15 protein-coding genes are annotated in these 25,460 nt (G+C 54.5%); 4 read left to right on the top strand and 11 right to left on the bottom strand.

Annotation, left to right across the window (positions count from 1 at the left end; translation table 11 throughout):
- Positions 1-34: 34 nt before the first annotated feature.
- Positions 35-877, top strand: coding sequence for an AraC family transcriptional regulator (locus NSS83_RS32560; protein WP_341347346.1), 843 nt, complete (start codon positions 35-37; stop codon positions 875-877).
- Between the two features lie 475 nt (positions 878-1,352).
- On the opposite strand, the gene uidA is transcribed toward NSS83_RS32560, so the two are convergent.
- The 4 genes from uidA to NSS83_RS32540 are packed head-to-tail and all read right to left on the bottom strand — an operon-like array spanning position 1,353 to position 6,364.
- The gene (gene uidA / locus NSS83_RS32555; protein WP_341347345.1) at positions 1,353-3,164 is read right to left on the bottom strand and encodes a beta-glucuronidase; all 1,812 of its coding nucleotides are present in this window, start codon (positions 3,162-3,164) and stop codon (positions 1,353-1,355) included.
- Between the two features lie 36 nt (positions 3,165-3,200).
- Positions 3,201-4,550 (bottom strand): sugar ABC transporter substrate-binding protein, encoded by a 1,350-nt coding sequence (locus tag NSS83_RS32550; protein WP_341347344.1) that lies wholly within the window; start codon positions 4,548-4,550, stop codon positions 3,201-3,203.
- Between the two features lie 27 nt (positions 4,551-4,577).
- Positions 4,578-5,408, bottom strand: coding sequence for a carbohydrate ABC transporter permease (locus NSS83_RS32545; protein ID WP_341186541.1), 831 nt, complete (start codon positions 5,406-5,408; stop codon positions 4,578-4,580).
- An 11-nt stretch (positions 5,409-5,419) separates the two neighbouring features.
- Positions 5,420-6,364 carry a sugar ABC transporter permease gene (locus NSS83_RS32540; RefSeq protein ID WP_341186542.1) on the bottom strand — a complete coding sequence of 315 codons (945 nt, stop codon included), beginning with the start codon at positions 6,362-6,364 and terminating at the stop codon, positions 5,420-5,422.
- 190 nt (positions 6,365-6,554) lie between these two features.
- Here NSS83_RS32540 and NSS83_RS32535 point away from each other — a divergent pair, with 190 nt between their 5' ends.
- Both NSS83_RS32535 and NSS83_RS32530 read left to right on the top strand, forming a co-directional pair.
- Positions 6,555-8,354, top strand: coding sequence for a histidine kinase (locus NSS83_RS32535; RefSeq protein ID WP_341347343.1), 1,800 nt, complete (start codon positions 6,555-6,557; stop codon positions 8,352-8,354).
- The gene (locus NSS83_RS32530; RefSeq protein ID WP_209992378.1) at positions 8,344-9,951 is read left to right on the top strand and encodes a helix-turn-helix domain-containing protein; all 1,608 of its coding nucleotides are present in this window, start codon (positions 8,344-8,346) and stop codon (positions 9,949-9,951) included. The genes NSS83_RS32535 and NSS83_RS32530 overlap by 11 nt, the downstream gene beginning before the upstream one ends.
- A gap of 436 nt (positions 9,952-10,387) precedes the next feature.
- On the opposite strand, the gene NSS83_RS32525 is transcribed toward NSS83_RS32530, so the two are convergent.
- From NSS83_RS32525 to NSS83_RS32495, 7 genes are all read right to left on the bottom strand, one after another.
- Entirely contained in the window at positions 10,388-11,506 is a 1,119-nt protein-coding gene (locus NSS83_RS32525) for a GNAT family N-acetyltransferase (RefSeq protein WP_341347342.1), read from the bottom strand.
- 79 nt (positions 11,507-11,585) lie between these two features.
- Positions 11,586-12,893 (bottom strand): extracellular solute-binding protein, encoded by a 1,308-nt coding sequence (locus tag NSS83_RS32520; RefSeq protein ID WP_341347341.1) that lies wholly within the window; start codon positions 12,891-12,893, stop codon positions 11,586-11,588.
- 100 nt (positions 12,894-12,993) lie between these two features.
- On the bottom strand, positions 12,994-13,824 hold the full coding sequence (locus NSS83_RS32515; RefSeq protein WP_339313710.1) for a carbohydrate ABC transporter permease: 831 nt from the start codon (positions 13,822-13,824) through the stop codon (positions 12,994-12,996).
- Positions 13,825-13,835: 11 nt separating this feature from the next.
- Positions 13,836-14,747 (bottom strand): sugar ABC transporter permease, encoded by a 912-nt coding sequence (locus tag NSS83_RS32510; protein ID WP_341186547.1) that lies wholly within the window; start codon positions 14,745-14,747, stop codon positions 13,836-13,838.
- A gap of 63 nt (positions 14,748-14,810) precedes the next feature.
- Positions 14,811-16,124 (bottom strand): sugar ABC transporter substrate-binding protein, encoded by a 1,314-nt coding sequence (locus NSS83_RS32505; RefSeq protein WP_341186548.1) that lies wholly within the window; start codon positions 16,122-16,124, stop codon positions 14,811-14,813.
- A gap of 199 nt (positions 16,125-16,323) precedes the next feature.
- Positions 16,324-17,910, bottom strand: a complete 1,587-nt coding sequence (locus tag NSS83_RS32500) for a response regulator (protein WP_341186833.1) — start codon at positions 17,908-17,910, stop codon at positions 16,324-16,326.
- A 2-nt stretch (positions 17,911-17,912) separates the two neighbouring features.
- Entirely contained in the window at positions 17,913-19,733 is a 1,821-nt protein-coding gene (locus NSS83_RS32495; RefSeq protein WP_341186549.1) for a sensor histidine kinase, read from the bottom strand.
- Between the two features lie 424 nt (positions 19,734-20,157).
- On the opposite strand from NSS83_RS32495, the gene NSS83_RS32490 reads away from it, so the two are divergent.
- The gene (locus NSS83_RS32490; RefSeq protein ID WP_341347340.1) at positions 20,158-25,365 is read left to right on the top strand and encodes an S-layer homology domain-containing protein; all 5,208 of its coding nucleotides are present in this window, start codon (positions 20,158-20,160) and stop codon (positions 25,363-25,365) included.
- Positions 25,366-25,460 lie beyond the last annotated feature (95 nt).

Below are 25,460 nucleotides of genomic sequence, written 5' to 3'. Positions count from 1 at the left end.
GTTATTATTGCGCAAAATGATCCGGAGGTTACCCATGAACGAGCCATTTGAGCTTCGCTATGACCCTATCCATAAAGATTACCTCTACCTGCACAGGACAACCACCTATAATATGGGAACCTTCTATCACCGCCATGAAGCGTATGAGCTGTACTTATTTCTGCGCGGCAACGTCAAGTTCTATATTGAGAACAGCTGCTACCACCTGCAGCGCGGAGATCTGCTTGTACTGAACCCGGAAGAGATGCATCGTTCCTTCAGCCAGGATGAATCGGAATATGAACGGATTACGATCAATCTCCAAAAATCTTATCTGCACCGCCTGTCTACTCCGGCTACCCCGCTATCCTGGTGCTTCGACTACCGCCCGAAGGGAAAGGGCAACATCGTTCATCTGGAGGAAGCCGAGCTTCAGCAGGTTCTCCGGTTGACCGGTGATCTGGAGAAGGCCCTCTCATCCGATGCGTATGGGGCAGATATCCTCGCCAACAGCATGCTTGCTCAATTATTGGTGCTGACCAACACCGTGTTTCATAGAACAAGCATCGTTCCTGCGGATATCATGCCGGAGCTGGTCCGCAGGACCATGGAGTATATTGATGCCCATCTGGGCCAGACCCTCACGCTTGAGCAGCTTAGCAGCACCTTTCATTTGAACAGCACCTATATCAGCCGCCAGTTCAAACAGCACACAGGCCTGACGCTACGTTCCTACATACTGGACCGCCGGATTTCATTAGCCAAGGCCTGCCTCCGCGAAGGGTTTAGCATCACCGAGGCCTGCTATCAATCTGGCTTCAGCGATTACGCCAATTTCATCCGCAGCTTCACCAAAGTGGCCGGCATGTCCCCGGGCAGATATGCCAAGCAGGAATAAAACAGAATGTAGAATGTTCGCGGGAAGTGGAGCGGGAAGGCGCAGTGTCTGCGGAAGGCGGGACTGGATCATTAGGGGGTGGGGGGGCTACAGCGTCTGACTCATGATGGCGGACTTATAGAAGTGGAAATTGTACATTTAATATGACGGTAAAGGGCTACGTGAACTAATTAGTTGGAAAAATGCAGCTTACTCAGCCCAACTTCTGCTAAATCCATCGGATTCCAGGAATTAAGTGTACTTCTTCCAACTGCTTCCCTATAACCCTCGATTACGGCAAAATTAAATGCCTTTTTTCCAACTCCGTCCGCCCTTCCCTCTTGCCACGAATCATCAAGGCCCCCCAGCCGAGCCGGGGGTTGTTGTAAAAAAACAAGCCTCCCATAACGGGAGGCTTGAAGGGTTGGAGACTTGCAAGTTTGCAAACTTGCAGGCTTGCAGGTTTGCAAGCTTGCGCTGCAACCGAAAGTTCATTTCACTTCTTATAGCCAAAATCCGGTATCGCCGTCCATCTGCGGCGCAGCTCGTGGGCTGCCGCCTTGGGCTTGCGGTCACGGGTGAAGATGCCCTTCTTGTTCCCCTGTACGCGGATGATGCCCTGGCTGGTGGCAAAGTCGGCGAAATTCCAGACCTGCTCGCCCACAAACTCCCGGAACTCATCGAAGACTTCATGATTCGCCCGGTAGAACGCCACCTGATATTCTTCCGTGAACATGATCGGCTCCACATCATGCAGTCCGGCCACGGTATCGGTTCCGTATTCGGTCATCATCATCGGCTTGCCGGGGCACCGCTGGCTCCACGCTTCCAACTCCATCCGCAGCTTAACCTTCGCAGACTCCAGGTCTCCCCCGTCCACATACCAGCCGTAATACCGGTTGAAGGCCAGCACATCGATCAGCTCAGAGATCCTATCATTTGCCGGTGAAGCCTCAATATGCGTCACCAGCGTAACCGGACGGTGCTGCGGATCTTCCTCCCGCAGCTGCTCGATCAGCGGCTTGAAGTATTCGTACGCCCCATCCTCATAAGAGGCCGGTTCGTTCGCAACATTCCACATCACCACACAGGCATGGTTCTTATCCCGGTTGATCAGCTCCCGGATCACCTGCTGGTGATGTCCGAAGGTCTGGACCTCTGCCCAGGTATCCTTCTTCGAACCCCCTGAGAACATCACGAGGAAATTAAGGTCCAGGCCCACTGCCGGGGTCTCATTGATCACGACGAAGCCTTCACGGTCGGCCAGCCGCATCACTTCCTCGGCGTAAGGATAATGGGCCGTGCGGAAGGAGTTGGCCCCGGACCATTTCATCAGATTGAAATCCATAATGTTCGCCGCTTCATCCAGGCCCCGTCCATGGAACGGAGTATCCTCATGTCTGCCGTAGCCCTTGAAGTAGAAGGGCTCGCCATTAATCAGGAATTGCCCGTCCTTCACTTCTACCGTCCGCACACCGAACGGCAGCTCGTATACATCCACTAGTTGGCCCGATTGCAGCAGCTCAATCTTCAAGGTATACAGGTAGGCATTCAGCGGCTGCCATAACCTGACGTAGGGAATATCCAGCACCCCGGAGGATTCCGTGGCGGAGCAGACGGCAACCCCTTCCTCATCCAGCACCGTAACCCGGATATCGGCTTCACCGCTAATGTCCACTTTATAGCGGACGGTTCCCTGCTTCCCCTTCTCCAGCTCCTCCTTGTAATCGGTTAGGACAGTGACATCTTGAACGAAGGTTCGCGGCGTAGAGTAGATTCTCACCGGCCGCTGGAGTCCGGCAAAGTTGAAGAAATCGAAGTTCGGCTGGTTCTTCGCCTTCCTCTTCCCGTCCGGGCCTTCGGTCTCCGTGTACAGGCCAACAGGCAATGTGGTGTAATCCACGACGTTATGAACAGCTACGGTCAACCGGTTCGTTCCAGGCCGGATATAGCCGTTAATCACGCCCTCGAAGGGCAGGAATCCGCCGGCATGCTCCATGACCAAGCTTCCATTGATATATACCTTGGCCTTATGGGTGGCCGAGCCGAAGCGCAACACCAGCCGCTCATTCAGGATGCTCGAAGGGAGCGTCAGCTCCCGCTCATACCACACCCAGCCGACATGATTACGAATCTCCGGGCTTACGCCCAGATCATTATAAGCCGAAGGTACCGCCATAGGGATTGTATCTGTCAGCTTGGAGGCCTGCCAGTTCTCCTCCCAGCCGGAGCCATCGTCCAGCTTGAAATTCCATACCCCGCCCAGATCGTACAAACTGCGGGTTTCCGTCATTATTGGATACAGCACGGTTAGCACTCCTATCTACTCTGTGATATCTGCTTCTTAGGATTTGGAATCGATAATCTTCTGTATTTTGGTCTGTGCGTGCTGAATGGTATCATCAATGCTTTGACCTGACAGCATCATTTTATCGAATTCCTCCAGGAGTACCTTTTCCAGTTCAGCGTGATAAGGCACCGCTGTAGCTGCCGTAGTCGGTATAGTATTCTCCAGAACATAGAGCAGCGAAGCCTTGTCGATCATTTCCGGGGTCTTGCTGCCTGCGATAATCCGGTCCACCACATCTTTCAAGTCAGCTTTTTTCCAGGACGGGATATTCTTCCCTTGCAGCACAATCCCTTCAGTGGAGAACCAGCGGATAAAGGTGTAGGCTTCGTCTTTATGCTTGGACTTGCTGTAGATGCTCAGGACATCCCCGCTCACGTTCGAGGACATCGGATCTTCGATCTTCATCTTCGGCAGCGGAGCGAACACGGTCTTGAAGGTAGCCGGAATGGTATCCGTTCCGCCAGTCTCCGGGATCAGGAAGGTGCCCGTAACAAGCATACTGGTGTCCTGGTTGAAATATTGCGGTCTGTAGTTCAGCTTCTGGCTGACCACCTCGGAGTACGGGGTTGCGGAGCCTTCCGTTTCTCCCCGAAGCCGCAGCTCAAGCGATTTGCGCATGAACGGATTGTCGATATTGGCGGTCTTGCCGTCATCGGTAGTCAGATTGGCATTCACCGGCTGGCCGAAGTTCTGCACTACGTAGCCATATTGAATCCAACTGTGGAAGTAGGTTCCGTACCGGGTTTTATCGCCCGTTTTCTTCGTCATCGCCTTGGCGTAATCCATGTACTGATCCCAGGTCCAGTCCTTAGGCAGCTCAAGTCCCGCCTCCTTCAGATGATCCTCGTTGATAATCACCAGACCCTGGGAGGACTTGCCGGGCAGGCCATAGACCTTGCCGTCAATGCTGGTATCGGCGGTGTATTCATCCTTGAAATTAATGCCGTCCTTAGCCAGATACTCATCCAGCGGCTGGATCATGCCAAGCCCCGCCCGCTGGGACAGGAAGGTCATGTTACTGAACATGATAATATCCAGATCATCGCCGCCCGCGACTGCGAGATCGAGCTTCTTATAATATTCATTGGAATTGTTGTCCTCGGCAGAGGCGAATTCCACCTTGATGTTCGGATGCTGCTTCTCAAACTCGGCAATCACGACATCCCAGTTGTCCATTTTTTTGGCATACCAGTTGCTCAGCTTAATGGTTACCGCTTGTTCTGCACCTGTTCCGGCACCCGTTGCCGCCGGCTCCTTCTCTGCATTGCCGGCGCCTCCGCAACCGGATACCAGCAGGGATAACAGCGGTACGGCGATGAATAGATTGCGTTTTACTTTTGACATGATTTGGCCCCCTGTAATGTAATTAGTCTAGCCTTTGACACTGCCCATCGCAACTCCCTCAATCACCTGCTTCTGGCCGACCATGAAAATAATTAACAACGGCAGAATGGCCGATACAGCGCCTGCCATCATCAAGGAGTAGAACTCGCCGCTGAAATCAGCGAATTTCCGGATGCCCAGCTGCAGGGTAAACAATGAATCGGAACGAAGGAAGATCAGCGGATTCTGGTAATCATTCCAGGTCCAGATAAAACGGAGAATCATATAGGTAGCAAGGGCTGGCTGCACCAGTGGCATGGCAATCCGCATGAAGATCGTCCAGTGGCCCGCAGCATCAATCCGCGCCGATTCAATAATTTCATCATGGATTCCAAGGAAGAACTGTCTCAGCAGGAAGGTTCCCAGCACCCCGGAGGCAGCAAGCAGCACCAGCCCGAAATGGCTGTCGAACAGTCCAAGCCAGCGGTACATAATGAACTGCGGAACCAGAATGGCCTGCGTTGGAATCATGAAGGTGGCCAGGACAACCAGGAAGAGAATATCCCGCCCTTTAAAAATGATTTTGGAGAAGCCGTAAGCCGCCATAGCGGAGATAATCAGCGACAGCGCTGTAGACATCAGGGTAACCTTCGTCGTATTCCAGTAATAGAGTGTGAACGGCACGGCACCCGCCCAGACCTGCTTATAGTTCTCCACCGCATTCCATTTCGCCGGAATCCACTCTATCGGATATTTCATAACATCCAGCTCAGGCTTGAAGGAAGCAGAGAGCATCCATAAGAATGGCATAATGAACAGAATGCCCGCAACCGCCATGAAGACGGTGACAATAACCCGGTTAAGCTTGATCGATCGCATGTGTATACCTCCTAGTAGTTGACCCATTTCTTTTGTCCGACCCATTGAAACAAGGTCACCAGCAGGATGAGGATCAGCAGAATAATGCCCATCGCCGAAGCATAACCCGACTCCAGATTCACGAACGCCACCTCGTACAGATAGTAGACAATAACTGAGGTTGAGCCTGCCGGACCGCCGCCGGTTAACACCATAATCAGATCGAAGACCTTGAAGGACCCCACAACTCCTGTGATAAGCAGGAAGAAGGACGTAGGCGACAGCATCGGCAGTGTAATTCTGAAGAATTGTCTGAGCGGTGAGGCCCCGTCCACATCGGCGGCTTCATACAAATCCCGTGAGATATTCTGCAGGCCCGCCAGATAGATGACCATATTGAAGCCGAGGGAAGTCCAGACCATAATAATCATGACCGAGATCAGGGCAAACTTGGGATCAGCCAGCCACATAGGCGGATGCTCGAACCCTATAGATCTGAGGAAGCCGTTGATCGGACCGTTGTTCGGGTGATAGAGCACTCTCCAGAGCAGGGCAATCGCCACGAAGCTTGAGATGAAGGGCATAAAATAGATCACTTTGAAAAAGGTTTTGAAATACGTTGCCTTATTGATTAGCACCGCCAGTACCAGCGCCAGGAACATCGCAACCGGAACGACGGCGATCATGATCAGGTTGTTGTAGAGCGAGCGGTGAAAGGACTCATCCTGCACCAGCCGGCTGTAGTTATCCAGACCGACAAATTGAAACCCGTCCAGCCCGGATACAAAGTTCCAGTTCGAGAAGCTGATCACACCGGATAGGAGAATCGGAATAATTACCAGCGTTACGGTCAGAATGAGCATGGGGGCAATGAATAAATACCCTGCAATATTGTCGTAAAAGGATTGCTTGCGCATCTTGCTTATCCCGGGGCTGCCGGACCGTTTTGCCGTTCCCTCTTCAGTAATAACCTCCACTTTATCCACCTCTTTTTATGTTTGTAGCTTTATTATAGAAGGGCAAATTTCATAGCACATGCAACGAATTTATCTGTGGCGAAAACTTTGTATAGCATTATTTTTTCTAAATTGAAAAAATTATTGGATGAGCCGAACCGCAGAATCAAGTACCATAAGTCTGTGAAGGTCTACTACGGGAGGGATATTAATGAAAGAAAAGCACAGGCTCAGTCAGCTCTCCTTCCGGCAAAAGCTAATCCTTACCTCCATCGCCTGCCTGGTGATTCCGGCACTGGGGATGATCTATATTACCAATGTCTATTCCAAGCTGATTATCCGGGAGCATTCCCTGGAGAAGTCCACGCAGTCCCTGAGAATTGTCCAGTCGCAGATTGATGTGATATTCGAAGAGATGGTGTCGGTGTCGAACTTCGTCCATTTCGATCCGGAGATCAAGACCCTGCTGGAGGATGCCAAGACTAATCCCGTAGCTGCGCGGACCCTGACCAGCCGCCTGGAGCAGGTGGCCGGAGATACCATCGATCTGCGGATTACCCTGCTGGACAAGGAAGGACATGCCTATTCCGATTATTCCTTCTATGATTATGATCCCCGGCAATTTCTGAAGCGGCGCTGGTTCGCTACTCTGGAGCAGCTCCCGCCGTATGATACCTTATTTATGGGAGCAGAAGACAATTACCTGACGTCCCTGAGGGCTGAGCAGCCTTATATCTTCATGACAGCACGCGCCTTAAGAGAAGAAACAACTGCCGCCCCTTACGCTTACCTGATTGTCAGCCGCAGTGAGGCTTCGATCCGTGAGCGGTTTGCTTCACTGGAAGAGGATGTGTATCTGCTGGATGAAGAGGGGAACATTCTGTCGAACCGGAACCAGGAGCTGATAGGCACTAGCTTTGACAAGCTGCTGCCAGTAGAAGAGCTGGCCTTCCCTGACATCGTCAAGTTCAAAGGGGAAAACCAGCTCCTCCTCTCGCTGCCGCTGAAATATGCCAAGTGGAGGTTGATCAGTGTTGCTCCCTATGAGCAGCTGACGGAACGGTTGAACGGGATAAACCGGACCGGCCTGATTATTCAGACGGTGTTTGCGGTCAGCTTCTTGTTCGCGCTTACTGTGCTGCTGCGGAGATTCACCAAGCCTGTGCTTGTCCTGGGCAAGGCGGCGCGCCGGGTGGAGGACGGAGATCTCATGGTGCGCTCGGGTATCCGGGGAACCGATGAGATCGGCAGCCTCGGGCACTCCTTCGATAACATGCTGGACCGGGTGCAGCTGATGCTCAGGCAGGTGGAGACGGAGCAGGAATTGAAGCGCCAGGCGGAGATTGCGATGCTGCAGGCCCAGATTAACCCGCATTTTCTATTCAATGTGCTTAGTTCGATCCGGCTGAAGCTGCTCATGAAGCAGGATGAGGAGAATGCTGCGATTGTCGGCTCCCTCTCCGCTATGCTGCGGGCCAGCTTTTCCAGCCGGGAGGAATTCGTCTCGATTGCCAGTGAGCTTGATTTCACGAAGCAGTATATGGAGTTAATGCGGTTCACGATGAGATATCCTACGGAATATGCAGTGCATGTGGACAAAGAGCTGCTGCTGGAGACGGTGCCGCGGTTCATCCTGCAGCCCATTATTGAGAATGCTTACAAGCACGGGTTCTTGCAGGGCGGAGGGCGGGTCGTCATCACCATCGGACTCGTCCAGTCCAGGCTAACCATTACCATCGAGGATAACGGCACGGGAATGGAGGAGCATACGCTCGTAGCTCTGCTTCAGCACATCAGGCAGAAGGATGCGGAGATAGGCGCCCTGAGTGCTGAAGGGACGCCAGTGGCAGAGTCCGCTCACGGCATCGGATTAATCAACGTCTACCAGCGGCTTAAGCTAATCTACGGTGAGCTCTTCGAGATGAACATTGAGAGCATTCACAAGGGACGCACCACCGTACAATTAATCATGCCCGTGAAGCGGATAGGAGCAGATAATCATGACCTATAAAGTAGTACTAGCAGACGATCATTATCCGGTGTTGGAGTATTTAAGCACTTCGATTCCCTGGGACACCCTCGGCCTTGAACTATCGGCTTGCTGCTCGGACGGCAGACAGGCCTGGGAAGCCTGCCAGCTGCATCAGCCGGATATTCTGCTTACGGATATCGGCATGCCGGCGATGAATGGACTGGAGCTAATCCAGAAGGCGCGGGAGGTGAACCCTCAGCTTCAGACGATTATCCTGTCCTGCCACGGGGAATTCGAATATGCCCAGAAGGCTGTGAAACTGAATGTGGCCGAATATATATTGAAGGAGAGCCTGCAGATCGATCAGGTGATTGCCGTATTGACGGAAGCGGTGGCCCGGCTGGAGGTGAAGCTGAAATCCCGTAACCACTATCTCCAGATGGAGAAGCTGGTCAGCCAGAACCATGCCGCCATCCGGACCAGGTTCATCCGCATGTTCGTGGAGCAGCCGGTCTGGGATGAAGCCGAGTGGTTCGGACAAGCCGAAGCGATGGGCATCAGCCTGCACAAAGGCACCCCGTATCTGCCTGTACTGGCGGTCCCGGAGCGCTCCTATGAGCTGGAGAGGCGGTTCGGCGGAGTGGTGAACCTGCAGTTCGTGATGGATAATATGCTGCAGGAATTCCTGGAGATAGACGGCATTATCCAGTTCGCGCTGACGGAACGGCAGTTCATCCTGTTCATTCCTTTGCCGCATATCCTCGTCCGCAATCTTTATGAGGAGTTCCGTAATAAATTCCGGCATGTTCAGAGAATGGCGAAGCTGCATCTGCGGATGGGGATTTCCTTCTTTTACGGGGAGGATACTCCAAGTCTGATCGACATTAAGAAGCAGATTCAGGCGCTGCTGGATTCCCATGCCCTGCGCTTCTATACCGCCGAGGGAGCGATTATGAAGTATGCGCCTGTCCAGACCAGCGGCGAGGACCTGTTCGTGCATTATTCGGAGATCCTCCAGCAGCTAAGGGACTGCATTCAGCAGGAGGACAGCTCGCAGCTTGCGGCCAAGGTCAGGGAGATCAAGCAGTATGTCGGGGACCAGAAATATCCGGTGGAGAGTGTGAAGAGCTGGCTGCTCAAAATGGTGATGGAGCTGGAATTGAAATATGTCGTCATGCAAAACTTCGTCAACAACTTCAACAGTGAGCGGCTCCAGCGCTCAATCCAGGAATTCGAAACGCTGGAGCAGCTCATGGAATGGCTGGAGGAATTCCTGAAGGATAAAATACTCATGCTAAGCTCCATGTGGAAGCAGAATGTCCGCAAAGAAATAGCCGAAGCCAAACGTTATGTGATGAATCATATAGGCGAGAAGGTTGGCATGGAGGAGATGGCGAAGCGTCTGGGCCTGAACCCCACCCATTTCAGCCGGTTATTCCGTCTGGAGACCGGGCTGACCTTCATTGAGTATGTGACCAGAATGAAAATGGAACAGGCCCGCGATCTCCTGAATCAGACGAACCTGACCATCGTGGAGATCGCGGAGCAGCTGGGCTATGACAACGTCAGCTACTTCATCAAGCTGTTCCGTAACTTCTCCGGCATGACTCCGGCGGAATTCCGCAAGTCCATCTAGACTGGAGAAGCGAGAACAGCTTCATCATCCTTCTGTCAGGACGGTGAAGCCTTTACTGCGGGAAATATATGAGCTGGATGGAAGAGTGATGGCAAACCGGCGGGCGCTGGGGGATACCGACTACACTGGTACAATAAGTAAGTGGATTAATGTATCTTAGTTTGTGGATTTCGGAGGATTACGGGCAAGCAAGTGGAAAAACTCCAACTACTACGGGTGGTTTCAGCTGCTTGGGTTGAAATGCGATTATTTAAGTGCCATTTATCCAACTGCTGTTCTACCAGGGTACATTTGTTCCTCAGCAAGTGGAGAGAATCCAACTGTTTGCGCTCCCCAAAATATTATACGTTTAACAAGCCGGAGGCAGGCGCGTAAGCGCTCTTATCCGGCTTGTCCATTCCTCGCATCGGGTCGGGATTATCACGTAACGGATGAATCAGTATTTATCAATCTTGTACCAGAACAGGGGCAGCGGGAACCAGCCTATAGGCGCATCCACTGCCATATAACGGCTGTGCTGCGTGAGCAGCAGGACCTGGGCCTGCTGCCGGTCAAGAATCACGGCATCCGGCCGGGCTGACCGCTCAACCGTAACCCCCTCTTCGCCCACCCGCGCCGTCACCGGCTGTCCGTCCATTACTGCGGAGAATTCTCCCGGGATAATGCCTGTGGTCTTGAACTTCAGCGTAAGGTACGCCTTCAGGACGTTGGCGAAATCCAGAATATGATACATATCCGAATTCTCGATTACGAAGTCTTCGGCAATGCCGCCAAGAGCCTTATTCAGCGGGATGTCATATTCCGGCGCGTGCAACGTTATTCGCCCGGCTCTGCTGTAAGCCATGTAAGCCTTAATTGTCCGCAGAATATCGTCCGGATTCTCCACTGCGAATTCAGCTATATCATCGCCCGCTTCGTTGGCAACCAGATAACCGATCAGCCTGCCCTGATCCAGAATGCCGATTGCCTTTTGACAGAGTGTACCGAAAATCAGCGGCAATTGCACTAAGCTGCGTTCAACATAAGCAAGCCGCGAGGTGTTCATGTTATGCGCAAATTCTGCTCCTCCCTCAACCTCAAACAGCGGACGGAAGGAGATCCCGGTGTTATCCAACCCTCTTAAGCTGTGGCGCACATTGGCCTCTGTCACGGTATACTTGAGCATGACACCGCCAAGCGTGAAGCCGAAATACTCATATCTCTGCCGCTGTCCATATAATACAACCATATCACATGTACCGCGCAGCTCTTCAAGCCACAGGTTCATCAGCGCCTTCATATGCCCTTCGCCGCGCGCACGCGGATGAACGGATACCGTACCCAAGTAGCCGGTGCGCAGCGTATGATCACATACCGTCAGAGACTCTGGAAAAACAGCCACCAGCGCGCGCAGCCTGCCTTGCTCATCCACAGCAACCTTATGCATCGCTGATGAATCTACGCTCTTGTCATACGCCTTGGGCATCAGAATTTCAAAATCAAAGCGGAAGGCAAGGTTGGCCAAATCTATGTATTCCTCGCGTTCGTGCGGAGCTGCCGTCCTGTATTTAACCATTTTGTCCTACCCTTTCAGTCTATATATTCAACTGCCTCCCTGACTATATTCTAGAGACATCGCCCATCTCCTGCTCAGGTCACTCTGATTTCCGCCGTTTCGCCGCAGCCTCATCAATCGCCTGCTGGATACTGGCCAGTGCGGTCTCCATGGGCTGTCCGGCAAGATACTGGTTGACGCCCTCCAGAATCTTCACCTGGAGCGACTCGGTCGATACCGTATGCGGCCAATAGAGCGTGGCGTCCTCGCGCGTTACCGCAGCGGCAATGGACGAGACCGAATCACTCCGGTCCGTCGGGGCCGAGATGACCGAAGGCACTGCCAAAGCGCCTGCGGCCAGCTTCTCCTGCGTAGCCCTGCCGTTCATGAACGCCACGAACTGCTTGGCCTCTTCGGGATGCTCCGTCCGCGAGCTGATCACCCGGTACGTGCCGACATTGATGTTCGGCACCGTCCGCACACTGCCCGGCACCATCATGAACCGGATATCCTGAGCCGGATTCCGCTCCTTGATGCTGGGAATGTCCCAGGTCCCGGTAATAATCATAGCCGCCTGGCCTGTGCCGACCAGATCCTTGGCCTGCTCATGCTTCAGGCTCTTCCAGTTCGGCGGCACGAACCCCCGGTCGATAATCTCCCGGTGCTTCTGGATGGCATCCACGAACACCGGATCATGGGTCCGGATCTCCCCGTTCTCCAGCTTCTTCGTCCAGGCGGCATCCGCCCCGTTATCCGACATGATAGACCCCCAGAAGAACTGGGCTGTGGACCACTCCGCATCCATTGCCACCGGAATAAGCCCTTCCTGCTTCAGCTTCACGCAGAGCGCAAGGAACTCGTCCCAGGTGCGCGGAACCTCCAGCCCGAGAGAGTCGAACAAGGTTTTGTTGTAGAGCAGCCCGTCACTGTGCATCACCTCGGGAGCGCCGTACACGCGGCCGCCAACCGTAACCGGCAGCAGGGAGTTAGGGTAGAATTCCTTGAGGAAATCGGCTCCGGTCAGGTCCAGGTACATATCGCTCCGCAGAGCGCGGAATTCCTCGAACAGGCTGGGCGACCACGTATCGAATACATCCACCCTCTCGCCGCCCAGCAGCCGGATCTTGATCCCCGCCGTATAATTATTGTTCTGGATGAAATCTGCATCGATCTGGATATGGGGATACAGCTTCTCAAATTCGGCAATCGCGTCAAAATACACTTTGCCTGCTTGTGCCGTATCCAGCAGATAGCTGGAGTACCGGAGGGTGACGGGTTCGCGGATGTCTGCCGCTCCGCCTCCGCCGGACAGCAGGGAAGCGTCTGTACTGCTCCGGGTATCACAGCCGCCAATCGTGAACAGCAGCAGAACAATGCTGCCCCCGATTCCGGGTCTCCACTTCTTCATGACGCTTCCCCTTCCTTCATCTGTTCTCCGTTCGCTTCTGTAACGTTCTTGTCCTATCGTTATATTCTGGCCGATCCGATAGATGGCAGTCAACAGACAATCAGAGCTTGCCCCCTGAAGTTGCAATCCCTTCGATAAATTGCCGTTGGAACAGGATGTAGATGAGCAGCATCGGCCAAATCGCCAGCACGGAAGCCGCCATCAGCTCCGGATAGTCTACGGCAAAGGCGCTCTGAATCTTCGCCAGAGCCGAAGAGAGAGTCGCTGCATCCGAGCTTGTGTTGACGATCATTGGCCACATCAAGTCCTTGAAGGAGAAGAGGGCGGTGAATATCCCGAGGGCCACCAGACCGGAGCGGACCAGCGGGAGCATGATTCTGGCAAAGGTCTGGCCGATATTGCAGCCGTCGATCTTTGCCGCCTCCTCCAGCTCCTTAGGCAGGCCCATGAAGAATTGTCTCAATAAGAAGGTGCCGAAGGCACTGACCAGCCCGGGGAACAGCAGGGCAAAGATCGTATTGCGCATCCCCAGCGCATCGACCATCAGATATTGCGGGATGATGAAGATCTGGGTCGGCACCATCATCTGGAACAGCACCAGACTGAAGCAGAAGTCACGCCCCGGAAATCTTAGTCTGGCAAAAGCATACGCCGCCATCGCGCTGAACATCACCGCGCACAGCACCCTGAGCGCCATCATTGCAAACGTATTCCAGTACAGGATCAAAAAATTATTCTGACGCCATACCTCCAGATAATTCTCCACCCGCCAGGTCTTGGGGAAAAAGATAAACGGATTCATCGAGGTGGACTCCGTAACCGACTTGAACGAGGTCAGCACCATCCAGACGAACGGCAGAATCATGGCGGCTGCTCCCAGGAGCAGCACAAGGTGGGCTAAGATACGGTTAAGTTGTTTATGTTTGGCCATAGTGCCGCCTCCTACATGTAGTTGACCCATTTTTTTTGCGCCCGCATCTGGAAGAAGGTGATGATCATGATCAGCGCGAGCAACACCATTACAATCGCTGAGCCATAACCCTTGTTCGAGTACTTGAACGAATTATTATAGAAGAGATACACAAGCGATACTGTATGGTCATAGGCCGGGTTACTCACATCGATCATCATATAGATGACATCGAACACTTGCATGGCCTGGATAATCGTGGTCACTACAACAAAGAACAGTGTTGGCGTTACAAGCGGCAGAGTGATCACGAAAAATTGGCGCATCCGGCTGGCTCCGTCGATATCCGAGGCCTCGTAGTAATCCTTCGGGATCTCCTGCAGACCGGCGAGCAGCAGCACCATATTATAGCCGATGACACTCCAGATTCCGATCACCGCAATGGATAAGATCGCTACCCTCGGGTCCGTCGTCCAGTTGACGGCCGGAAGGCCCAGCTTGGATAGCCCGTAATTAATGAGGCCGTAGTGCTGGTTATACATCCAGCGCCATACCATGGTAACTGCCGCAGGAGCGGCGACCATCGGGATGAAATAGATCGTGCGGTACAGCGAGCGGCCCGCGAGCTTACCGTTCAGCAGGACTGCTACCAGCATGGCTATGGCTATGCTGACAGGAACGACCAGCAAGGTGTAGAGCAGTGTATTGCCGACAGCATGCCATACCTGGGGATCATGAATCAGCTTGCGGTAATTCTCCCCGCCGATGTAGATATTGCCTCTGCCGAAATCTCCGCTCTTGAAGAAGCTAAGGTAAGCGGTTTGCACTATTGGGATGAAGTTGAGGACGATAAGGCCGATCATCGTTGGCGCGATCAGAAACCAGCCCCAGGACCATTCATTCCAGGTTTTGGCTCCAATTTTCCTCTTGACGGTATGATTCATCTGCTTTCCTCTCCTATCAAACTTGCGGCAGCCCTGAGGCTGCCGCAGGCATATGACTCTTGCTTATTTCTCTTCCGCCAGGCTCTCATTCATCACTGTGGCTGCATTACGGGCTGCTTCCTCCACGGTAACCTTGCCCGAGAATGCCGGCTTCAGCGCTTCATAAGCCTTGTCTTCCCAGACAGCTGTTGTATTGGAATACGGACGAATTACGCCATAATCCACCATATCGACGAATGCCTTGATGTTGAAGGTCTTGTTCGAATCCACCCACTTGTCAGCCGCGCCTTTGTACGCCGAGATGGCAACGCCCAGCTCCGCCTGGCGCTCCTGGCCTTCCTTGGAGCTTAAGTATTCTACGAACTTCCACGCTTCCTCCGGATGCTTCGCCTTGGCGTCAATCGCATTGCCCAGACCATTGTAGATGGAGGCTTGCACAGCCTTCTTGGGCAGGACGGCCACATCGAAATTCTTCGCCATGAATTCGTTCTCTGTGAACCCGCTCAGGTTCCATGAACCGAACAAGCCCATTGCCGCCTTGCCGTTCTTCAGCAGATCGGCACGCTCGGCATCCCCATACACCTCTGGCGACAGCCCGTCTCGTACAAAGCTTACATAGAAATCCAGAGCTTCGACCGTCTTCGGATCGTCATAGCCTGACTTCTTGTCCGCTGTAATAATGGTGCCGCCGTTCTGATAGACGAAGTTGTAATACCCCTCCTGGTTGTGCATCGGCGCAAGGAAGCCGTATACCCCGTCCTTGGTGAGCGCTTTCGCTGCACTGTGCAGATCATCCCAGGTCCAGTTCTCATCCGGGTATTTCACACCTGCCTGGTCAAACAGCGTCTTGTTGTACCACAGCCCGATGGTATCGAAATCCTTCGGAACCGCATATTGCTTGCCCCCCAGATTATAGATCTGGTTCAGGCCTTCCGGGTAATTCTCAAGCTTGACGTCCTCACTCTTGCTTATACGATCAGTCAGGTCAAGCAGCATGCCGTTATTCGCATAGCGGTAGATCTCATTGGAATGCATCCAGAATACATCCGGCAGCGAGCCGCCGGTGGCTCCCGCTTCCAGCATCGTCCAATAATCGGACCAGCCGGTCACCTCAATATCGACCTTGATGTCCGGGTTCTTGCTCTCGAATTCATCGGCAATGGTCCGCAGTCCCTTCTCCTGATTGGAATCCCAGATCGCGTAGGTCAGCTGGACCTTCTCTCCGCCTGCTTGCTGTGTAGCCGCTGCCTCTGCGGACGCGCTTGCCGATGGTGCAGCCGGCTCGTTATTGCTGTTGCTGTTACCATTGCCGCAAGCGGTCATGGTGGCCGCTGCAAGCAGGATGGATAATACGGTTGCTAAGCTTTTTTTCTTCACTAGAATTACCCCCAACTTCCATTTAGGATGTGCTGCATCTGCTGCACCTCCAATAGTAGGCGAAGGCGGACGGTATCGAAATGGCGGTTTTTTACGTAACATTTCCTTTTTTTGACCATTCCCCGGAAGCGGCAAAAAGTGCACCCTCAGCGGATGCACTTCTTTTACAGACTCTGTTCTTTTTTTGACAATTGCCAATCTAGCCCCGGTATTCCTCCGGGCTCATGCCGTTCAGCTTCTTGAACAGCTTGCTGAAATACGCGGTGTTCGGATAGCCCACGCGCTCGGCAACTTCATAGACCTTGGTGTTCCTGTCCCTGAGCATGCTCTTGGCCTTCTCCATGCGCAGCCGGGTCAGGAAGCTGACGAAGTTCTCGCCCGTCTCCTGCTTGAACACCCGGCTGAGATAGGAGGCGTTCACGTTAATCTGCTCCGCCACCGACTGCAGCGAGATATCCTCTGCATAGAGCTGCATCATCAGCTCACTGGCCTGCTCCGCATAGCTCCGGGAGGATTGTCCCTGCGACATCTGCGCTCTGCACTGCTCCAGATAACCGGTAATGAGCCCGTGCAGCCCCTCCAGACTCTCCTCCCCGAGAATGCTCTCGTACAGGGTCAGCCCGGCTTCATTCGGCTCGGGCAACGCCGGGAAGCAGGACTGAATCACCGCCAGCATCCTGATATAGACTAAGCGCGCCGCCTGCTTCGTGCAGCCTTCTTGCAGCAAGGACTCCTTCAAGCGGTTCAGGAAGGTTATCGCCTCCCCGCTGCCGCTCTCTGTATCCTGCCTGAATCTCCGCAGGGCAGACTTGTCGAGGGTCAGCCGTTCTCCGCTTCTCTGCCTGCTGCGGGCCTCATCATAGAAGCACAGGCCGCTGCCGTTCTCCAGGAACAGTGCCTCCAGGGCCATGTCGGCCTCCTGGTATGCACGCTTCAGCCGGTCGAAGCCGGAGGCCGGAGCACTGATACCGATCGACAGGGTCAGCTTCAGGAAATCCTTCATCGCCGCCTGGATCTTGGCAGCGGCGCGCTCGATCTCCGCGCGGACAATCCGCCCTTCCTCCCCGAGATCAAGCAGCAGTACGTATTCCGCAGAATTCATGACGATGATCTCCTTCGCCCGCTTGCGGGGCAGGATCTCTTCCAGTATATTCGCCACCGAATAGCGCAGCAGCTTCTCGTCCTGCTCCACATACTTGCGCCGGAGCTGGTCGAACCGGTTGATCCTCAGCTTCATCAGCACCATCGGCCCGTCCGGCAGGCGGATGTGCAGCGCTTCACGCCGGGCGAGCACCTCTTCGGTGCCCTTGAAGCCGCTCAGCACTTCCTTGAACAGCGTCTCCTTCAAATGCTCGATACTCTCCTTGTAGGAGCCGGGCGGCATTCCGCCGGAGCTGCCTGCGGAGAGGCGGACGGCCCGCTTCTTGACCGTCTCCAGCACATGCAACAGCTGCTGCGGCTTCATATCGCTCTTGATCAGATAGTCCGCCGCCCCAAGCCGGAGCGCCTCCTGGGCATACTGGAATTCCTCCAGACAGCTAAGGATGACGAACTCTCCGCCGATGTCCAGCCGCCGGGCCTCCCGGATCAGCTCCAGGCCGTCCATCACCGGCATTTTGATATCCGTAATAATCAGATCCGGCCGGTGCGTCCCGGCCAGCTCCAGCGCCTCGCGTCCGTTGGCGGCCTCCCCCAGAATCGTGAATCCCTCATCTTCCCATTGGATAATCGACTTCAGACCGATACGCATCAGCAGCTCGTCATCCACGATAATCACACCCAGCATACTCAATAGCCCCCCTTCCTGTCCCGAATGGGAATGGTGATCACGAATACCGCACCCTGCTCCGGGCTGCTCTCGAACGATACCCCGTACGGCTCGCCGTATAACCGGCGTACCCGCTGATGCACATTGATCACGCCGATGCCGCCGCTGTCCTCTGCGCCGCCCAGCCTGCTGCGCAGCTTCGCAGCCGCCTCAGCGCTCATGCCTGCACCGTTGTCTTTTACCGTAATGGTAAGTTCTGCATTCCCGGCCCGCCGGACCCCGATAGACAGCAGCCCGTCCTCCTGGTCGGCAATTCCGTGGAAGATCGCATTCTCCACCAGCGGCTGGATGCTCAGCTTCGGAATCTCCTGCTCCGCAAGGGTCTCCTCCACTTCAGAGCGAAATTCGATCCGGTTGAAATAACGCACCTTCTGAATGACGATATAATGCCTGATGTGCTCCAGCTCCTCACGGATCGGCACCAGCCGGTTGTCCGTCTTGGCGGTATAGCGGAGCATGGAGATCAGCGCCCCAGTCATCTCTACAATTTTCTCAGACTGCTGCATGGTGGCGATCCATTTGACCGAATTCAACGTATTGTACAGGAAATGGGGGCTGATCTGTGCCTGCAAGGCCCGGATCTCGGCCTCCACCTTCTGCTCCTGCTCCACGTAGATCCGCTCCACCAGCTGCTTCAGTTCAGCGGACATCTGCTCGAACCGGCTGGCCATGACACCGATCTCGTCATTCGAGCGGACCGCCGGCAGATTATCGAATTTCCCTTGCTCCACCAGCGTCATATTGCGGATCAGCTGCTTGATCGGACGGGTGATCAGATTCGACATATACACCGAACTGGCCAGGGCAAACAGGATAAGCACAACAGCAATCGTCCACAGGTTGCGCTTCAGGATGTCGCCTTCGACCGCCAGCTCTTCCACCGGCATATACATATAAGTCTTCCAGTTATGGACCTCAAACGGCGATTGGATGAGAATATAGTTCTTCCCGGCTACGCGGACTATCTGCCTGCCTGAACCTGCGGCGAGTTCTTCCTCACGCACCGGAAAGAGTGTCCTGAACGGCTTGCCGATCAGGTTATAATTGTTGTTGAATATAATCATACCGCTGTCATCGGTAACGGTGAAGGCTGAACGGTTGCCTGCCTCCATCCGCTTGTTCAGCCGGTTGATGAAATCTATGTCTACACTTACCGCCATAACGCCGAGCAGCTTGCCGTTCTCCATATCGAAGATTTTGCGCAGATTGTAGATCGTCCAGTTGTTGTCCGCCTTGGTCTGCCGGTCCAGCCGGGTCGGCAAATCGCGCGTAATATCGTCAGAACGCAGGAATTCGGTGAACCAGTCCTCCTTGCGGGGGTTGTAGGTATAATCGACAGGCTTGTTCGGGGCCACATAGAGGTCGCTGCCGTTCACCAGATTGTAGACATAGATAGAGATGGCGCGGTCCTTCATTGTGATGTAATTCATCAGCAGCTGCGTGGCCTGAAGTTCGTTCGTCACAGAGCTGTCGTGCAAGAAATTCTGCACCGGGTAGTTCTCCTGGGACACGGCTGAGATGTAGCTGTTAATCCCGTAGCTGGCGATGAGGGAGATCTGCTTCGTGTCCTCCAGGAATTCCTCAATGCGGATATTCGACTGTCTCGTCACATCGGCCAGCAGGTCCGTATATTTACGTTCAAGCATCTGCTGGGAGGAGATATAGGAGTTAACGAACAGAATCACAACCGGAATCAGAATGGCCAGCAGAAAAAAGAACAGCATCTTGTTCTTCACGCTCACAAAACGGCGGCTGGGCTTCAAGGGGAAGGGTGCTTTCAAGTCATTACCTCCGGCAGCAGAGTTTTGTGGAATACCTTTAATGATAGACTCCCGGCTGCGTTCCCGCCACCCTGCTCTGCATGTCTTTTTTTTACTCTTTTCGTTCCCTTTTTTACATGTAAGGGGATAACGGAGGAAGCGCTGGCAGAATTGTGCGGCTCCCGCTTAAGCTCCCCGGGCTGCCCGCTCCAAGCAGTAACCCAGAGACGTAAAGAAAGGAACAAAAACAGTAAAAAAGCTTGATTTTATAGTAAGGGTCATTCCCTTAACATTCTCGGTGAAGCGAAACAGCCATGACAGGGAGGTTGCGGTGCCTATGCGGAGTTAGCGGAGATTAGGATTAGTGAATAGAGAATTTCCCCAAGTGTACAGACCATTCTATCCAGGACAGGTATCTCTAAAAAACAAAAGAGGTGAGTATCTATTGAGGCTATATCTTAAGCGTTCACTGATATCTATACTGGCAATTCTGACTCTCCTGCCCTCCAGTTTGGCAAGCGCTTCCACAGCTCTGCCTGCAGACCCGGTTCCGGCGTCGGATGCTGTATGGGTGACTGAGCCGGTGTTAGTGACCGATCCGGTTACGGCACCTGATTCCGATGAAGCACCTGCTTCCCCGGCAGAGCCGGATAGTGGTGCGGTGGCGGACGCTGCTGCACTGCCGGAGGCTGCTCCTGTTCAGGAGACTGCGCCGGAGCAAGCCCCGATGAAAACCGCTGCTGAAGCGGCCCCCCTGTTCCAGTGGAGCTTCCGCTCCGGGCAGGTGCTTGACCGTACCACGGTAGTGAACAGCGTCTACCCCGATGCAGCCGCTGAACGCGCCGAGCTGAAGGGAGTAGCTGCCATTGTCTACGACGACCAGCGCGGAGACGTCCTCTCCTTGCCCGGCGGCGGGAACGGTACTGCCTGGCTGAAGCTGCCCGATCAGCTCTACAGCGGAATCAAGGATGAGCTGTCCGTCTCCTTTTGGGCTAACATCGATTCTTCGGCTAACGCCTATAACCGTCTGCTGTCCTCCACGATTGCCGAGAAGGGACTGAGCAATGCCGGGGTAAGCGGCTGGCAGGACTCCGAGTTCATTATTATCGCCGGGGACGGCACGTTCAGCAACCGGATCTATACCGGCACGAACCCAAGCCAGATAGCCAGCTACAAAGGCGATGTCGTCTGGAACCGCAACCCGGCCAAGGGCAAGTGGCAGCAGGTGACCGTCACGATGAACAGCAGCGGAGCCTATGAAGTTTACCTGAACGGTGCTCCTGTCGGCATCAAGGGCCTGGATCAGAGCAAAAGCACATCAGGTGCAACGATGACTTCCGTACTCCAGCACTTTTTTGCGCGCGACTATCTGGACGCCCTGAAGTTCAATGCATTCGGCCGGTCGCTCTACACCTCGGATGGAGACATCAAGGGGAAATTCGACGACCTGCGAATCTACAATGTCCAGCTCACGGCCAGTCAGGTCAGCGCATTATATACAGCGACCAAGCATGAAGAGGTCGTGGTAACCAATCCGGCCAAAATAACGGTTGATCTCGCCGACCGCTCGCTAGGACCTGTATACCACGGGGCTTCCGGCGCTCTGTATGCCCTCAGTGAGCCGAACGTGCCGGATATCAACACGCTGATTCCGATCAAGCCCTCACATATCTCCCAGAAGCCGCCGAACGGCATCCAGCATCCAACCGGCGATGCACTCAGAGTGTCGGATTATTTCTTCGAGGCTGGCGGGGAAGCCGTAAATATCGTGATGCAGGATTATTACCAGCACTGGTATTATCCGTCCAGAACGGCAGAGGAATATATTCAGGAAGCTGTCATTCCGATTACAACGGCCGTTAAAGCCTACAAGGATCAATGGGCTGCGGCAAATCCCGGCCGGGATGTCAATTCCAGATTCATTTATATTCCGTTCAATGAGCCTGAACAGAACAACACCCGTTATCCCCAGCTGCTGTCAGACAGCCAGACGGGGAAGAACTCCAGAGCCGTGTTCAATGCCGACTGGCTTGCCGTAGTTAAGAAGATCAAAGAAATCGATCCCGGTGCAGTCATTTCCGGCGTGAATCTGACCCAGTACGGGGCTAAAGTATTCGAGGATTTCATTCCCTTCTGTGTGGAGAATGATTGTCTGCCCGATATTATCAGCTGGCATATGCTGTGGGACAAAGCCTTTAATCAGGCTGCCTCGAACGTCACAACCTTCCGGGCAGTGGAAGCGAAGTCCTTACAGCGCTATAAAGAGCTGTACCCGGACCGCCCTCTTCCCTTCCCGCTCAAAGTCGATATTAATGAATATGCGGCCACTTCAGAGATTGCCGTGGGCGGCTCGCTTGTCCATTACATCGCACGTTACGATGAGCTGAAGATGAACAGCATGCTGCCGTATTGGAATACCGCCAACTCCTACGGGTCCCTGCTCGCCGGGCAGAACGAGCCGAACGGGGCATGGTGGCTCTACAAATGGTATGCCGACATGATGGGCGGCGACATGGCCAAGGTCAATGTGATCAACGCCAGAGCTGAGAATGACGCCTTCGGCCCCGGCCTGTACGGGTTAACTTCGATTCAAGACCAGAAGCAGCAGGTCAGTATCGCCTTCGGCGGGACCCAAGGCGACGGGCAGATCGTATTCAATAACATCACCGGCAACGGGAACAGCCCTTCCTTCCTGGCCGGGGCGGAAGAGGTGCATGTCACTGTATTCTATGCAGGCTACACCGGCCTGACCGGCTTCCTGGTGGAGCCTGCGCAGATTCTGGACCGCAATATTCCGGTTAAGAACGGCTCGGTCACGCTGGATGTGAACCTGAATGATTACACCTCGGCTTACTATGCAGTCATTACACCGGCAGTTAGCCATGCTCCGCAGGAGACCTTCGTCAAGCGTTATGAAGCGGAGAATGCAGAGGTGCAGACCAATGTAGTCACAACGGATCACTATCCGCGTAAAAGCACTGGACGCTCCGCCTCGAACGGCCAGTATGTGTCAAGCATCAAGGCTGCGGACAGCCTCGTGAAATGGACAGAGGTGACCGTACCGGCAGACGGAAATTACCGTCTGGATCTGATTGGCGGCAGCGGCGCGACCGCTTCGCTGCGCAATCAATCGAATACGGGTGATGCCAATCAGCGCATCAATTCGGAATGGTTCGTCAAGATTGACAGTCAGCCGGCCACCAAAGTAGTTCTGCGTGCAGATTACAACATGCAGCTGCTTGGCGGCAATACGATATTCGCCGATCTGACAGGGGGCACCCATTCCATCGGCATCAGCAGAACCAACCCGGATACGGGAGAAGCAGGCCAGGGCGAATCCACTCTGGATGCCATCGAGCTGACGTATAACGGGCTGCCCGGCGCACTTCCGAATTATCGGGTGCAGGCGGAATTCGCCGACTATGATTCAGAGCAGGGCTTGTCCCGGGCCGGCAGTCTGGAAGGCTTCGAGGGGGCCGGATATGTAAGCGGCTATGGCGGCAGCCAGGTGGCCAACACCCGGTTCGTCGTCAGCGTGCTGGAGGACGGGATGTATGAGCTAACCGCACGCTATGCCTCTGCGGGCGGCGGGAAGCTACAGCTTGCCCATGACCGTAAGCCGCTGGTTGATCTTCCTGTGGTGAATACGAACGGGCAATGGCAGGATGCCAAAGCTCCAGTCTTCCTGCGCAGAGGTATTAACCTGATCGACGTGCGCTCCAGCGCGGCACTTAGTCTGGATTACATTAATGCAGCCTTTGTAAGTAAGACTGCTCTATATTCTGTGGAGTCTGAGGCGGCTGTGGTGGTGGGAACACCGGCGGGTTCGGAGCTGCCGCTTATCCGGGAGGATGCTTTTGCCAAATATGCCTCCGGCGGCAAATATGTGAACGGCATCACCTCCTACGACGGAGCAGAGCGGTATCTGGAGCTTAGGAACATTAACGTGCCTAAGGCAGGCACCTACAAGCTGGTGGTCACTTATGCCAATGGTGAGAGTGCGGGAACCCATGCTTACAACAATGATGTCGTTGAACGTTATGCGCAAGTAAGTGTCAACGGCGGCGAACCGCAGACGGTCTACTTCAAGAACACCATCTCCTGGCAGCAATTCGCTACCCAGACGCTGGATGTGGAACTGAAGGCAGGCGTGAATACGATCCGCTTCTCTAACAATAATACGTACAACGGCGGCTCCAATCCTTATGGCGGAAGCGGCGCGCAAGGCTTCACGCCTTACACAGCAGTCCCGCGCCAGTACACACCGGCATTCGACCGGTTCGATCTGTATGCCCGTCACACGCTGGAGGTAAACGGCGGCGGTGATAATGGCGGCGGTGATAACGGCGGCGGTGATAACGGCGGCGGTGATAACGGCGGCGGTGATAACGGCGGCGGTGATAACGGCGGCGGTGATAACGGCGGCGGCGATAATGGCGGCGGTAATGGCGGCGGCGGCAATAACGGCGGCGGCGATAATGGCGGCGGTGACAACGGCGGGACTTCCAGTGGTAACGGTGGAAGTAGCACTAATACTACTAGCGGCAACACCGTAGGTTCGGTGCAGCCTGTAGCTCCAGGCAGCAGTCAGCTTAACGTTGAAGCTACGGTTAACGGCACCTCAGCAACAGCCACTCTGGACGCCAAGCAGGTTCAGGCAGCAGAGCAGATCACGGTTACCTCTACACTAGGCACCATCCACTTCCCTGTGAGTGCTCTTAATCCGGCAGCGCTGGGGCAGCAACTGGGCAGTGAGAACTGGAAGCTTACCGTCAGTATGACGGTACTCCCGGAAGAGCAGCAGCAAGCGATTCGCCAAGCTGCTCTAACAGTCCAGGGCCAGCTCATCGGCCAGGCGGTGGAGTATACAGTGAAGGCTGAGGCCGGTGGCCGGTCGGTGGAGATTCCGGGCTTCGGCGGCAGTTATGCCCGGCATACCCTGCCGCTCAGCACTCCGGTGAGCAGCCGGAATGCGACAGTCGTGCGGGTGGAGAATAACGGCAGCTTCAGCTTTGTACCGGCAACCTTTAATGTAGGCGAAGTATCTTTCCACAGTCCTAGCAACGGTACGTTTGCGGTAATCTCCAGCAACAAGACCTTTGCAGATATGAACGGCCACTGGGCCCAGGAAGCCGTTCACCGACTGGCCTCCAAGTATATCCTAACCGGACTTACGGATAGCCGCTTCGCACCGGACGGTACCACAACGCGCGCTGAATTCGCAGCGATGATTGTCCGTGCGCTTGGCTTCTCCTCTTCCGGTCCGGCAGCCAGTTCGTTCAAAGATATCCCCACCGGTGCATGGTATGCCGGAAGCATCGGGGCAGCCGTTCAGCTCGGGCTGGTACAGGGCGGAACGGACAATACCTTCCGGCCGAATGACAAGGTAACACGCCAGGAGATGACAGTTATTCTGGTGAAGGCCATGGCGCTTGCTGGCGCGCCGCTTCCAGCTTCCGAAGCACAGGCAGCAGCGTTCAAAGACGCAGGCCAGATTGCCGGCTGGGCACAGCAGGATGTTGCCAAGGCGGTTCAGGCAGGCCTCATCACCGGAACGCCTGACGGGCAATTCCACCCGGGCCAATCCGCCACCCGCGCGGAAGCCGCCACGGTAATTCTGCGTCTGCTGGAACAGGCGGATTTCGTGAACTGATGCCCGTAGCATCTTCCTGCATCCCTACAAATAAATGACTCAGCGGCAGAACGGGACGGTTATCCGTCTTGTTCTGCCGCTGTTGTTTTTATACT

Origin of the sequence: Paenibacillus sp. FSL H3-0469 (assembly GCF_038051945.1) — a bacterium.
Taxonomy (GTDB): Bacteria; Bacillota; Bacilli; order Paenibacillales; family Paenibacillaceae; genus Paenibacillus_AQ.
This window is presented reverse-complemented; position numbering and strand designations above follow the sequence as displayed.

Coding starts and splice junctions, on each gene's coding strand:
- NSS83_RS32560 (WP_341347346.1), top strand. CDS start 35: ATGAACGAGCCATTTGAGCTTCGCTATGACCCTATCCATAAAGATTAC.
- NSS83_RS32550 (WP_341347344.1), bottom strand. CDS start 4,550: ATGTCAAAAGTAAAACGCAATCTATTCATCGCCGTACCGCTGTTATCC.
- NSS83_RS32545 (WP_341186541.1), bottom strand. CDS start 5,408: ATGCGATCGATCAAGCTTAACCGGGTTATTGTCACCGTCTTCATGGCG.
- NSS83_RS32535 (WP_341347343.1), top strand. CDS start 6,555: ATGAAAGAAAAGCACAGGCTCAGTCAGCTCTCCTTCCGGCAAAAGCTA.
- NSS83_RS32530 (WP_209992378.1), top strand. CDS start 8,344: ATGACCTATAAAGTAGTACTAGCAGACGATCATTATCCGGTGTTGGAG.
- NSS83_RS32525 (WP_341347342.1), bottom strand. CDS start 11,506: ATGGTTAAATACAGGACGGCAGCTCCGCACGAACGCGAGGAATACATA.
- NSS83_RS32520 (WP_341347341.1), bottom strand. CDS start 12,893: ATGAAGAAGTGGAGACCCGGAATCGGGGGCAGCATTGTTCTGCTGCTG.
- NSS83_RS32515 (WP_339313710.1), bottom strand. CDS start 13,824: ATGGCCAAACATAAACAACTTAACCGTATCTTAGCCCACCTTGTGCTG.
- NSS83_RS32510 (WP_341186547.1), bottom strand. CDS start 14,747: ATGAATCATACCGTCAAGAGGAAAATTGGAGCCAAAACCTGGAATGAA.
- NSS83_RS32500 (WP_341186833.1), bottom strand. CDS start 17,910: ATGCTGGGTGTGATTATCGTGGATGACGAGCTGCTGATGCGTATCGGT.